The 11,638-nt window shown below is 65.6% G+C and carries 11 protein-coding genes; 2 read left to right on the top strand and 9 right to left on the bottom strand.

The window, feature by feature from the left end:
* Positions 1 to 112: 112 nt before the first annotated feature.
* The 3 genes from fabV to ACYP5B_RS18805 all read right to left on the bottom strand — a co-directional run bounded on the left by fabV (position 113) and on the right by ACYP5B_RS18805 (position 2,142).
* Entirely contained in the window at positions 113 to 1,309 is a 1,197-nt protein-coding gene (fabV, locus tag ACYP5B_RS18815) for an enoyl-ACP reductase FabV (protein WP_459570708.1), read from the bottom strand.
* 78 nt (positions 1,310 to 1,387) lie between these two features.
* A complete protein-coding gene (locus tag ACYP5B_RS18810) occupies positions 1,388 to 1,729 on the bottom strand; it encodes an FKBP-type peptidyl-prolyl cis-trans isomerase (protein WP_459570707.1) in 342 nt (113 codons plus the stop codon).
* A 104-nt stretch (positions 1,730 to 1,833) separates the two neighbouring features.
* Positions 1,834 to 2,142 carry a DUF1272 domain-containing protein gene (locus ACYP5B_RS18805; protein ID WP_459570706.1) on the bottom strand — a complete coding sequence of 103 codons (309 nt, stop codon included), beginning with the start codon at positions 2,140 to 2,142 and terminating at the stop codon, positions 1,834 to 1,836.
* A gap of 138 nt (positions 2,143 to 2,280) precedes the next feature.
* Between ACYP5B_RS18805 and ACYP5B_RS18800 the strand changes: the two genes are divergently transcribed.
* Positions 2,281 to 3,240, top strand: coding sequence for a GlxA family transcriptional regulator (locus ACYP5B_RS18800; RefSeq protein ID WP_459570705.1), 960 nt, complete (start codon positions 2,281 to 2,283; stop codon positions 3,238 to 3,240).
* Positions 3,241 to 3,261: 21 nt separating this feature from the next.
* On the opposite strand, the gene ACYP5B_RS18795 is transcribed toward ACYP5B_RS18800, so the two are convergent.
* The 5 genes from ACYP5B_RS18795 to ACYP5B_RS18775 form a co-directional block, all read right to left on the bottom strand.
* Positions 3,262 to 4,623 (bottom strand): serine hydrolase domain-containing protein, encoded by a 1,362-nt coding sequence (locus ACYP5B_RS18795; protein ID WP_459570704.1) that lies wholly within the window; start codon positions 4,621 to 4,623, stop codon positions 3,262 to 3,264.
* 21 nt (positions 4,624 to 4,644) lie between these two features.
* Positions 4,645 to 5,742, bottom strand: coding sequence for a CaiB/BaiF CoA transferase family protein (locus tag ACYP5B_RS18790; RefSeq protein WP_459570703.1), 1,098 nt, complete (start codon positions 5,740 to 5,742; stop codon positions 4,645 to 4,647).
* Between the two features lie 17 nt (positions 5,743 to 5,759).
* Positions 5,760 to 6,743: a Bug family tripartite tricarboxylate transporter substrate binding protein gene (locus tag ACYP5B_RS18785; RefSeq protein ID WP_459570702.1), complete on the bottom strand. Its 984-nt coding sequence runs from the start codon at positions 6,741 to 6,743 to the stop codon at positions 5,760 to 5,762.
* A 63-nt stretch (positions 6,744 to 6,806) separates the two neighbouring features.
* Positions 6,807 to 7,988 carry an acyl-CoA dehydrogenase family protein gene (locus ACYP5B_RS18780; protein ID WP_459570701.1) on the bottom strand — a complete coding sequence of 394 codons (1,182 nt, stop codon included), beginning with the start codon at positions 7,986 to 7,988 and terminating at the stop codon, positions 6,807 to 6,809.
* A 21-nt stretch (positions 7,989 to 8,009) separates the two neighbouring features.
* Positions 8,010 to 9,563 carry an AMP-binding protein gene (locus tag ACYP5B_RS18775; RefSeq protein ID WP_459570700.1) on the bottom strand — a complete coding sequence of 518 codons (1,554 nt, stop codon included), beginning with the start codon at positions 9,561 to 9,563 and terminating at the stop codon, positions 8,010 to 8,012.
* Between the two features lie 99 nt (positions 9,564 to 9,662).
* On the opposite strand from ACYP5B_RS18775, the gene ACYP5B_RS18770 reads away from it, so the two are divergent.
* A complete protein-coding gene (locus ACYP5B_RS18770; protein ID WP_400098638.1) occupies positions 9,663 to 10,553 on the top strand; it encodes a LysR family transcriptional regulator in 891 nt (296 codons plus the stop codon).
* Between the two features lie 9 nt (positions 10,554 to 10,562).
* Here the strand turns inward: ACYP5B_RS18770 and ACYP5B_RS18765 are convergent, their stop codons facing one another.
* Positions 10,563 to 11,489, bottom strand: a complete 927-nt coding sequence (locus ACYP5B_RS18765; RefSeq protein WP_400098640.1) for a LysR family transcriptional regulator — start codon at positions 11,487 to 11,489, stop codon at positions 10,563 to 10,565.
* Between the last annotated feature and the right edge of the window lie 149 nt (positions 11,490 to 11,638).

Genomic DNA, 11,638 nt, shown 5'->3' with positions numbered 1-11,638 from the left:
GCAACGTAGCGGGTTGGTTACCGCTTTGCCTGGTCAACCCGAGCTTGTTCAGTTGCCTTTGCAAGCTCCGGCCTTTTTAGGCCGGGGTAGTTGACGGTGTTCTGCTCGTGCCTTACGCCTCGACCAGGTTGGGAATCTCCACGGCCGGATTCACGTCGGCGGCATAGTCCACGCCGTCGATGCCAAATCCGAACAGGCGCAGGAACTCCGCCTTGTAGCCCGCAAAATCGGTGAGCGCGTAGATATTGTCGTCGGTGACCTGGTCCCACAACTGCGTCACGCGGGCCTGGACGTCCGGGCTCAGTTCCTTCTCATCCGTGCGCAGCCGGCCTTGCGCGTCCTGGCGCGGCGACTGGCTGTACAGGCAGTCCTTGTAGAGCGAGTAGACCTGCTCGATGCAGCCTTCGTGGGTGCCGGTTTCCTTCATCACCTTGAACAGCAGCGACAGGTACAGGGGCATCACCGGGATGGCGGAGCTGGCCTGGGTCACCACGGCCTTGAGCACCGCGACGCGGGCGTCGCCGCCGGTGGCGGCCAGCTTGCCGCGCAGGTCCAGCACCTTCTGGTCCAGGTCTTTCTTGGCGGCGCCGATGGAGCCGTTCCAGTAGATATCGTGGGTGACCTTTTCGCCCAGGTAGGTGAACGCGGTGGTCTTTGCGTTGTCGGCGAGCACGCCGGCGGCGAGCAGGGCGTCGATCCACATTTGCCAGTCTTCACCGCCCATCACCGCCACGGTGTGGTCGATCTCTTCCTGCGTTGCCGGCTGCAGGCTGATTTCCTTGATCACCTCCTTGTCGGTGTCGAGGCCGCGCTGCCGGATTTCCTTGCCGATGGGCTTGAGCGTGGAATTGAAGATCTCGCCCGTCTTCGGATGCTTTCGCCGCGGCGCAGCAAGGCTGTAGACGACCAGGTCGACCTGGCCGAGATCGCGCTTGATGAGGTCGATGGTCTGCTGCTTGATCTCGTCGGAGAAGCCGTCGCCATTGATGCTCATGGCATAGTGGCCTTCGGCCGCTGCCGCCTTGTGAAACGCGGCGGTGTTGTACCAGCCCGCGGTGCCGGGCTTGCTTTCGGTGCCGGCGCGTTCGAAGAAGACGCCGAGCGTGTCCGCGCCGCACCCGAACGTTGCCGTGATGCGCGCGGCGAGGCCATAGCCGGTGGAGGCGCCGATGACCAGGACCTTCTTGGGTCCGTTGGCAACCGGGCCGTTCGCCTTCACGTAGGCGATCTGCTGGTTGACGTTGGCTTCGCAGCCGGCGGGATGGGCGGTGACACACATAAAGCCGCGCACGCGGGGTCCGATGATCATTGTGGGTTCCTTGCAATTTTGGTGGATTGTAATGGAACCCCGGCCTCGGGCATGCGCCGGCTGGTATTGCAGCCCGTATTAATCGTCCCGCGTCAGCACTTCCAGCAACTCGATCTCGAAGACCAGGTTCGAGTTCGGCTTGATATGGGCGCCGACCTGTCGCTCGCCATAGGCAAGGTGGGCGGGGACATGGAGCTTGCGCTTGCCGCCGACTTTCATCCCCATCAGCCCCAGGTCCCAGCCTTTGATCACGCGCCCGGTGCCGATCACGCACTGGAAGGGCTTGCCGCGATCGTAGGAAGAGTCGAACCTGGTGCCGTCCTCCAGATAGCCGCAGTACTGGGTGGTGATCAAGGCGCCTTTGACCACCGCCTTGCCGTCGCCGAGTTGAATGTCTTCAACCTGTAGTTCGTTGCTCATCCGCCGCTCTGTCTTGTGGATTCATTTGCCGAGGAAGCAGAGTTTACATCCCCCGTGGCTATGTCGCCAGAAGGGGCGCGCACGGATTCTTGCATCCGGGCCAGTTATCGTTGCTCAGGAGGAATCCCGCGAATGGCGGCCGAAAACTGCGCATGCGTGGCCGGATCCACCGGCCGGTGCTTGGTCCTGGTGCTGGCCGGATCCTTGCCGAGGTAGTTGTTGCCCTTCCAGTTGCGCGACGGCCGGATTGGCCTTGGCATGAAGCCACCTCCACAATTTGGGCAGACATTGCCCAGGACATCGTCCACGCATGACGCGCAGAATGTGCATTCATAGGTACAGATGCGCGCTTCCAGCGACGCCGGCGGGAGCGCCTTGTTGCAGTGCTCGCAGCTTGGCCTGAGTTCCAGCATGTTCTCTCTCCTCGGGTATGGCATGTCACGTTAGTAAATTCACTGCCATACTAATGACGGAGAAATCGCAACACAATTCGGAAATATGACAGGCATGGTAAAAATCATGCCATCAAAGAAGGATGAGCAGGGACAACGATGAAGCGCATCTTCCTTGTGCTGCCGCCGCAGGTGCACATGCTGGATCTTGGCGGGCCGATGCAGGTGCTTGGCTCGGTGGCGGCGCTCGGTATCTCGCCGCTGGCGCTGCACTGCGTCGGGCCGCTGAAAGCGCTGACAAGCTTTCAAGGCCTCGCCTTGAGCGGGGTGGAGCCGCTGCCGGCACGGCTGGCGCCGGGCGACGTGGTGATCGTGGTGGGCTTCAAGCTGGTGCTCAGCGCGCTGTCCACGCCGGAGCACCGGCAGATCGTCGACTGGCTTCAGGCCGTGGTGCGGCCCCGCCTTGGCGAGGTGACGCTGGCCAGCGTCTGCACCGGCGCATTCCTGCTTGGCGCGGCGGGCTTGCTCGATGGGCGCAGCTGCACGACCCACCATGAACACCTGGCGCGGTTGCAGCAGCGCCATCCGCACGCCCGGGTGCTGGCCAATCGGGTGCTGGTCGAAGATGGCGCGCTGATGACCTCGGCCGGCGTGACGGCGGGCATCGACCTCGCCTTGCACCTGGTCTGGCAGGCGTTCGGTGCCGCCGCCGCGATCCAGGTCGCGCGCGAGAACGTCGTGCCGTTCCGCAGGCTGGGCCAGGATCCGGCGCTCGATGTGCAGCTGCGCTACCGCAACCATCACCATCCGGTCATCCATGCCGTGCAGGATTTCCTGACCGGGCAGCCGGCGTGCGAGTTGTCGTACGGCGAGCTGGCCGGCCGCTTCGCGTTGAGCTATCGGCACCTGGCCCGGCTCTTCCAGCAGGAGTGCGGCGTCACGCTCAAGCAGTACCAGCAGCAATTGCGGCTGGATCTGGCGCGCCGGTTGCTCAAGGACAGCGATTGGGCGGTCGAGCTGGTTGCCGAGCGCTGCGGCTTTGCCAGCCCGCAGGCGTTCCGCGCCGCGTGGCGGCAGGAGGAGGCGGTGCCGCCTTCCCTCTGGCGGGCACAGCCTTGATTCAGGGCATTTCAGCGGCGCCTAATGCGGCATCGCCGCAAGAATGGCTTTGACCACGCTGGCGAACGCCGCTGGCGATTCGACTGGCCGGTGCTGGGTCGAGCCGGAGGACGTGGCGTTGGCGCTGGTGGGCCGCGGCGCGAAGTCGGGGTTGGATGAGAACTTGACGATGGTCAGCGCCTTCTTCGGGTTGACGTAGATCTTCTGGCCAAAGCGCCCGCTTGCCTCGATCGATCCGTCGCCATCGTTGACCTGGTACCAGTAGTCGCGGTAGCCATAGTTGGCCCTGCCGTTGGCCAGGTTGCCGCTGGCAAACAGCGCCTGGTTGTCATTGGGCTTCAGGGCGAGGCGAACGGCTTTGCCGGGGATCGCCCCCGGGTTCTCGCCCGAGCTGGCTTGGCGAATCGTTTCGGCAAAGCGGGCGGCATCGCGCAGGGTGCTGTTCATGCCGCCGCTGGCCATTTCCGTGCCGAGCTGGTCCACCTGGATATAGGCATCGTCCTCGGCAAACCGGGACCAGATGCGCTCCGAAACGAGCTGGCTCCACGATTGGCCGGTGATCCTGCGCAGCGCCCAGGCAACCGCCTCCGGCGAGCCGTTCTGGTAGTACCAGACGTTGGCGCCGGGGGCTGGCTGCGGACTGTGGGCGGCTTTGAGGAAATCGTAGATATTGTCAGGCGCGCCCTCGCGGCGGGGAACAATGCCGACGGCGCCGAACAAGCCAAGATCGGGCGGGAGGCTTGCCGGGTAGCTGACGGCCACCTCCATGTCCAGGTTCTTCTGGATCGTGGCTTCGCCGAACGGGTTGCCGGCCAACTCCGGAACATACGTGGCCAGCTTTGCGTTGGGGTCCAGCTTGCCTTCGTCAATCAGCATGGCGGCAAGCAAGCCGGTAATCGACTTGGTCATCGAGGCCCAGATGTGGGACTGCCGGGGACCGAAGGAATCGAAGTAGCGTTCGTAGATGACTTGTCCCTTGTGCAGGACAATGAAACCGTCGGTGTAGGTTTCTTGGAGGTAGCTCGACAACTTGGTTGCTTGTCCGTCGAGGTCGAACGTCACGTCGTCAAGGCGCGCAACCGGCCGGGCCGGCAAGGCGTGCGGCGACGATGCGCGCGTGATGCCGGCGGTGGGCGAGGTCTCCCGCGCATGGCGCAATGCCCATCGCAGGTTGGGAAGCTGGAACGCGTTCGCCTTGGTCACGCGCTTGTCCGGTGCGGGAGGAAAGCCCTGCATCACGCCAAGCCTGACCGGGTCGGTGGTCTCGGGCTGGCCTTGAGCCTGCGCGCCCGCCAGGGTGGATGCGGATGCAAGCATCGCCAGGACAGCAATCGACGTGCCGCAACGCGCCATGATGGCGCCGTGCCTGTTTCCAGACCGCATGATGTCTCCCTATATGTTGTGCTAAGTGTTGTGTTCGCCAAGCGCAGGAACGTGATCGCCGCTGGGGGGCAGCCCAAGGGAGAACTTGACCGGGAAGCGCAACGCGATGGCGTTCTCCGCGGGCATCTCACGCACCATGTTTCGCGCCTTGACGTGCGGGTCCGCGAATAGCTCCTTAGCGCTTAGCGCGGGCGAGAACGGCAGGTCGAAGGGCGCGAAGACTTGCGCCCATTGCGCGAGGGACCGCGACAGGAAGATTCCCTTGAGCAGGCCATTCACTTCCGGCTTGTGCCGCTGGCGGCCGGGCCGCGTAGAAAACCGGGCATCGCGCAGCGCTGGAAAGTCCGGGCCGATCGCCTCGCACAGGTTGAGCCAGAACTTGTTCTCCAGGATGCCCATGGCGAGATGGCGGCCATCGCGGGTCTCGAAGATGTCGTTGTCCGGCATCACGGTCGGCGATTCGTGCGGGCGATCCTCGTACCCGCGCGCGGCCCAGGCGCCATGCGCGGTCCACGACAGGATGGCGTCGTGGATGGACACGTCCAGATGCTGGCCGCGGCCATGCTGCCGCGCGCTCATGACTGCCACGGCCAGCGCCAGCGCCGCATAGCCCGAGGCCGCGTAGTCTGACACGCGTGCACGCGGCCGGGACACCTTGTCTTCCACCTGCACCGGTACGGACCAGTAGCCTGCCAGCGCGAGATAATTCAGGTCGTGGCCGGCATGGTCGGCATAGGGGCCGGTCTGGCCGAACCCGGACACGGAGCACAGCACGATGGCCGGGTTCACTTGCGCGAGCGCTGCATAGCCCAGCCCGAGGCGCTGCATCACGCCGGGCCGGAAGCCTTCGACAATTGCATCGGCGTTTCGCACAAGGTTCAGGAATGCCGCGCGCCCCGCCTCGGTCTTGAGGTCGAGCGCGACGGATTGCTTGCCGCGATTGAACTGGGCGAACACGGCAGGCCCGAGCTGCCGGGAGGTGTCGCCCGTGCCCGGCTGCTCTACCTTGATCACGTCCGCGCCCAGTTGCATGAGCAGGGTCGTGGCGTGCGGGCCGGGCAGCAGTTGACTGAGGTCGATGATCTTGGCGTCCTTCAGGCAGGACCACTCTGGTTTCATTGCCGGTTCCCGATGATTCAGCTCACATCGCCGCTCATGCCGATCGCGCGGATCAGCTTGCCGTAGCGGGCGGTGTCCGCGGCGACCATGCCGTTGAACTGGGTCGGGGACATGCTGCGGCGCAACTCCCCGGCGTTGGCCTTCAACTGCGCGTCCAGGCGCCCGCTGGCCTGCAACTCCGTGATGGCGGCAAAGAGCCGCTGGGTGAGTTCGGCGGGAAGGTGCGCGGGCGCGAACAGGCCGCTCCAGTTGTCCAGCACCAGGCCAGGAGGCAGGACCTCGGCAAGCGTCGGTACCTCCGGGAAATAGACGGAGCGCGCGGATGACGACACGGCCAGTGCCCGCACCTGGCCGTTGCGCAGGTACTGGGTCGCGGTGCTCTGCACCGGCATGCCGAACTGGGTCTGGCCGCTGAGCATGGCGGTGATGATTTCCGTCGCGCCCTTGTAGGGGATGTGCACGGCTTCGGTGCCTGTCTGGTGCAGCAAGGCTTCTACCGCCAGATGCGCGATGCTGCCTTTGCCGCCCGAGCCGTAGTTGAGTTTGCCTGGCGCGCGCTTGAGCGCGGCGATCAGGTCGGCGGCCGTCTTGTATGGCGCATCGGCGGGCACGACAAGCGCCGTGGGCCCGCCGGAAATCGCCGCGATGGAGGTGAAATCGTGCGCGGGATCGTATGGCATGTTCCGGTACAGATGCACGTTGATCACATGCGTGTTCGCGAGGATGCCCAGCGTGTAGCCGTCCGCCGCGGCGCGCTTCAAGGCGCTCGCGCCGATCACGCCCCCGGCCCCGGGCATGTTCTCCACGACCAGCGGCTGGCCGAGCGTGCGGCCCAGTTCCGCCGACAGCGTCCGTGCGATATTGTCCGGCGCGCTGCCAGCCAGGAACGGCACGATCAGGCGCACGGGGCGATTGGGATAGGGCGCGGCGGCGCGCACCGGCGCGAGCATGCTGCTAAGTGCGGCGGCGCCCGCGGTGGCAAGCCAGGTTCGGCGTTTCATAGGCGTGTCTCCAGTTCTTGGCTGCGCAGTCTGGCTGCGTCGGTTTGTTCAACAGCTACCGGCTCAGGCCTTCGCCTGCATGGGTTCAAGAATCGCGCGGGCGATGGTGTTGCGCTGGATCTCGCTCGTGCCGGTGAAGATCCGGAACATGCGCAGCTTGCGGAAAGCCTGCTCCACCGGATGTCCTCGCGTCACGCCCACATTGCCGTGGATCTGCACGGCTTTGTCCGCTACCTCGAAGCAGCGCTCGGAGATGAACAGCTTGCACGCCGCGGCCTTCACGCGAAGATCCGCGCCACTGTCGGCCAGCGCGGCGGTCTGCGCGATCATGCTCTCGCAAGCCCACAGCGCCGCGGCCATGTCCGCCAGCATGTGCTGGATGGCCTGGAAGCGCGCAATGGGCCCGCCGAACTGGCGCCGCTTGCCGGCATATTCCAGCGAGGATGCATAGGCCTTGGTCGCCAGCCCCAGCATGGTGGGGCAGTGCAGCAGCCGGTTGACGTTGATGCGTGACATGCCGAGCTTGAAGCCGCTGCCTTCGCCGCCGAAGATATTGGCGCGCGGCACCCGCACATTGACGAACTCAATGTCCGCATCGATATGCTGGCCCGACATCGGCACGTACTCGGTGCTGACCTTGACGCCCGGCAGGTCCAGGTCGATCAGCACGGCCGTGATGGCCGGCGGCGACACGGTGGCGTCGGTGACGCACATGACGATGGCAAAGTCGGCAAACGGCGCGCCGCTGATGTAGTGCTTGCGGCCGTTGATGACGAGATCGTCGCCGTCCACCACGGCCGTGGTCGAGATGCTCTGGGCATCCGAGCCGGAATGCGGCTCGGTCAGGGCGAAGCAGGTGGATTTCTCGCCCCGGATGACCGGCTGGAAGTAATGCGCAAGCTGGTCGGGCGTGGCGTACTTGAGCATATTGCCCACGCGCGGCGGGCCGCCCAGGTCGCCCAGCACATGCGGTGCCAGCACCGCGCCGCTGGCGGCCAGGTCCGCCTTCAGCGCGCATTGCTCGGCGATGTTCAGGCCCTTGCCGCCGAGCTCGACGGGCAGGCAGGCGGCATAGAGCCCCAGCTCGCTGGAGCGGCGCCACACGCCGCGCAGCACGTCCCTCGGCCAGGCATCCTCCGAGCCCAGGCCCAGCTCGCGCTCCAGCGGCAGCAGTTCATCGAAGATGTAGCGCTGGATGCTGGCGCGGGTTTCGATCAGCACGGGATTGGTCAGGTTGTCGAACATGGCGGTTCTCCTTGATTCACATTAATTCACGCGACGGGATACGCCTTGCCAGTACGGCTCGCGCACCAGTTTGCGAGCGAGCTTGCCGCTCGCGTTCTTGGGCAGCTCGGTGACGAAGTCGATGGTTCGCGGCGACTTGTAGTCGGCAATGCGCGCGCGGCAGTGCGCGATGAGGTCCTCCGCGCTGCCTTGGCGGCCCGGCCTTAGGGCGACGACCGCCTTGACGCTCTCGCCCCAGGTGTCGTCGGGCACGCTGATCACGCACGCTTCCATCACGTCCGGATGCTGGTAGAGCGTGGCCTCGACCTCGGTCGGATACACGTTGAAGCCGCCGGAAATGATCATGTCCTTCTTGCGGTCGACCAGGTAGATGTAGCCTTGCTCGTCCACCCGCGCCAGGTCGCCGGTGCGCAGCCATCCGTCGGCCAGCACTTCGCGCGTCAGCTCCGGCTCGCCCCAGTAACCGTGGAAGACATCCTCGCCGCGGATCACCAGTTCGCCGATATCGTCGCCGGCCACCTCAACCCCCTGCTCGTCGACCACGCGCACCTCCGTTTCGCCAAGCGCCCGCCCGCAGGACGCCAGCCGCTCGGGCCGATGCGCCAGTGCGTCGGCATGGTCGGCCGTGGAGAGGCGGGTCACGCCGGAGGTGGACTCGCTCGCGCCATAGCCTTGCGACAGGACGGGGCCGATGCGCTCCCATGCCTCGCGGATGCGTGCGGGCGCCATCGGCGCGGCGCCGTAGGCCAGCGTCTTGAGGCTGCTCAGGTCCGCGCTGGCCAGGGTTGGCTCCGTCAGCAGCATATTGATCATGGCCGGCACCATGAACACATGGGTGATGCGCTGCCTGGCCACCTCCGCCAGGAAATGCGCGGGCTCGAACTTGTCGAACAGCACCAGCGTTGCGCCGGTGTACAGGTACGGCTGCATCAGCATGCCGGAGGCGTGGGTGATGGGCCCGATCAGTGCCAGGCGATCTCCGGGCCGTGCCGGCTTGTCCATGCTCAGCAGCATCTTGCGCAGCGCCGCCAGGCGGTTGCCATAACTCTGCATGGCTGCCTTGATCTTGCCCGTGGAGCCCGAGGAGAAATGCAGTACGGCGAGGTCGTCGGGCTGCGGCGCGATGTCGAGCGGCGCGGGGCTTGCGCTCGCCAGCAGGGCCTCGTAGTCGCCGTAGCCGTCCGCGGATTTACCGATGGCGATGAATGTTTCCACGGACCCGAAGCCCGCGGTTTCCGGCGAGTAGCTGGTATAGCCCGGCCCGGCAAACAGGATGCGCGGCGTGCAGTTCTCGGCCACATCCGATGCCTCGGCCGCCGTGAAGCGCGGGTTGAGCGCAGCCTTGACGAGCCCGGCCTTGTACAGGGCGCACTCGATCTCGACCAGCTCGGGGCGGTTGCGTGATTGAATCGCCACGCGATCGCCCTTGGCCAGGCCTAGGGCCAGCAGCGCATTGGCCAGGCGGTTCGAGCGCTCGTCCAGTTCGCGATAGGTCAGCGCGCGGTCGTTGTACAGCACAGCGGCGTGATCGCCCCAATAGCGGGCGGCGCGGCGCAGGAAGAAAGCGAATCCCATGGTTGTCTCCTTGATGGTTCTTTGCCGTAGTCTGTAAGATGCGGGGCATCACTACAATGCCGCGCCGGCTATAAAGGCATAACCAACGGGAATGTCGCGATGGAGACCAGGGATCTTGAATACGTGCTGGCCGTGGATGCGCACGGCGGCATTGGCCGCGCCGCGGAGTCGCTGGGGATCAGCCAGCCGGCCCTGACCAAGGCGGTGCAGCGGGTGGAAGGGCAGATCGGCCTGCCCCTGTTCGAGCGCACGGCCCATGGCATGTCGCCAACGCAGGCGGGCAGGCAATTCATGGAGCGGGCGCGCCGCATCCGGCTGGAGTTTGATGACGCGCTCAAGGAGATGCAAGGCATCCGCACCGGCGAGCAGGGCATGTTGCGCCTGGGCTATTCGCCATCGATTCCCAATGCCCTGGTGCTGGACGCCTGCCGCCAGCTGGTGAGGGAGCGGCCGGTTGCCAGGCTGCGGCTGCGCCGGCTGCTGGCGCGTGACCTGATGGATCTGCTGCTGGCGGGCGAGCTGGACCTGGCGATTGCCCCGACTCCCCGCGAGCGCGCGAGCGAGTTCGCGGTGGAGCCATTGTTCGACGACCGGCTGGTGGTGGTGGCCGACGAAGCGCACCCGCTGCAGCGCCGCCGCAAGCTGACCCTTGCGGATCTGGTGGGCCAGGACTGGTTGCTGCCCGGGCCGCATATCATCCTGCGCCAGCAGGTCGATGCGGCGTTTCGCAAGCAGGGGCTGGCCGCCCCGAACCTGCGCATCGAAACCGATTTTGGCAGTTCCTCGCTCTTCCACCTGATGCGGGGCACGCAGATGCTGAGCATATCGGGCACGAATTCCAATGCGGAGATGACCGGCCTGCGCCCGCTGAACCTGGGGCTTGAAGAACTGGACCTACGCCGGCGCGTGGGTGTGATCACCCGGGCCGGCGCCTATCTCTCGCCGCTCGCGCAGCGCATGACGGCGCTGGTGCGGGAGCAGAGCGCCTGACCTGACCGGTTACGCGCCCCCGCCAGGTGCCACCGGAGTGAAAGGGGCGCGGAAATGGTCGACCAGGAAATCGATGAACGCGCGCGCCCGGGTGGTCTGGTCGCGCTGGCCCGGATAGTAGACGAACAGGTCGGCCGGGGGCAGGACAGCGTCGGGCAGCACCAGCCGCAAGCGCCCGCTCTCCAGGTACTTGGCCAGATCCCACTCGGAGCGCATCAGGATCCCATGACCGTCGAGCGCCCAGCCCAGGACGATGTCGCCATCATTGCTCGACAGCGTGCCATGCACCCTGACCATCTCGCCCTGCGTCCCTGCCATGAAGCGCCATATGCCATGCGCGTCGTCGTTCTGGCGATGGATGATGCAGCGGTGATTGGCCAGTTCGGCCAGGCTCGCCGGCGTGCCATGCCGGTCGAGGTAGGCGGGGGACGCGCACAGGAAGCGCCGGTTCGACATGATGCGGCGCGCGTTGAGGCGGCCGTCCGGCAGGGCGCCGAAGCGGATCGCCAGGTCGAAGCCGCTCTCCACGAGATCGATTGCCTTGTCGGTGACTTCGAACTGCACCTCCACGAACGGGTAGCGCTTGGCGAATTCGGAGACGAGAGGGGCGATGGTCGTCCGGCCGAAGCCGAGCGTGGCGTTGATCCGGAGCAGCCCGCGCGGCTCGGCACGGCTGCTGGATATCGCATCCTCCATCTCGCGCACCTGGGCAAGGATCTGCGTGGCGTGCCCAAGGTAGATCTCGCCCTCGCGCGTCAGGCTGGTGCTGCGGGTGGTGCGGTTCACCAGCCGCGCGCCAAGCCGCTGTTCCATTTGCGCGAGCCGCTTGGTGGCTGCCGGTGGCGTCAGGTTCAGCGAGCGCGCGGCGGCCGAGAGATTGCCGTGTCGGGCAATCAACACAAAGAACTCGAGGTCCGAGTTGATATCGGTTTTCACTGATGGAGAAGAGTCGTGTGCGTCCCGGTCGATTTTAATCCTGTTGTCGCCCATGAGGCGACAACAGTTTTAACCAAAAGTGAATAGTGAAATGCGTTCTGGCGAAACTCAGCCACGCGCCGCCTCATTAGGCTGGAGCCTCTCTACCA

The sequence above is a fragment of the Cupriavidus sp. 8B genome (genome assembly GCF_054589115.1).
This window is presented reverse-complemented; position numbering and strand designations above follow the sequence as displayed.

Coding starts and splice junctions, on each gene's coding strand:
- ACYP5B_RS18785 (WP_459570702.1), bottom strand. CDS start 6,743: ATGAAACGCCGAACCTGGCTTGCCACCGCGGGCGCCGCCGCACTTAGC.
- ACYP5B_RS18780 (WP_459570701.1), bottom strand. CDS start 7,988: ATGTTCGACAACCTGACCAATCCCGTGCTGATCGAAACCCGCGCCAGC.
- ACYP5B_RS18805 (WP_459570706.1), bottom strand. CDS start 2,142: ATGCTGGAACTCAGGCCAAGCTGCGAGCACTGCAACAAGGCGCTCCCG.
- fabV (WP_459570708.1), bottom strand. CDS start 1,309: ATGATCATCGGACCCCGCGTGCGCGGCTTTATGTGTGTCACCGCCCAT.
- ACYP5B_RS18810 (WP_459570707.1), bottom strand. CDS start 1,729: ATGAGCAACGAACTACAGGTTGAAGACATTCAACTCGGCGACGGCAAG.
- ACYP5B_RS18790 (WP_459570703.1), bottom strand. CDS start 5,742: ATGAAACCAGAGTGGTCCTGCCTGAAGGACGCCAAGATCATCGACCTC.
- ACYP5B_RS18800 (WP_459570705.1), top strand. CDS start 2,281: ATGAAGCGCATCTTCCTTGTGCTGCCGCCGCAGGTGCACATGCTGGAT.
- ACYP5B_RS18770 (WP_400098638.1), top strand. CDS start 9,663: ATGGAGACCAGGGATCTTGAATACGTGCTGGCCGTGGATGCGCACGGC.
- ACYP5B_RS18795 (WP_459570704.1), bottom strand. CDS start 4,623: ATGCGGTCTGGAAACAGGCACGGCGCCATCATGGCGCGTTGCGGCACG.
- ACYP5B_RS18775 (WP_459570700.1), bottom strand. CDS start 9,563: ATGGGATTCGCTTTCTTCCTGCGCCGCGCCGCCCGCTATTGGGGCGAT.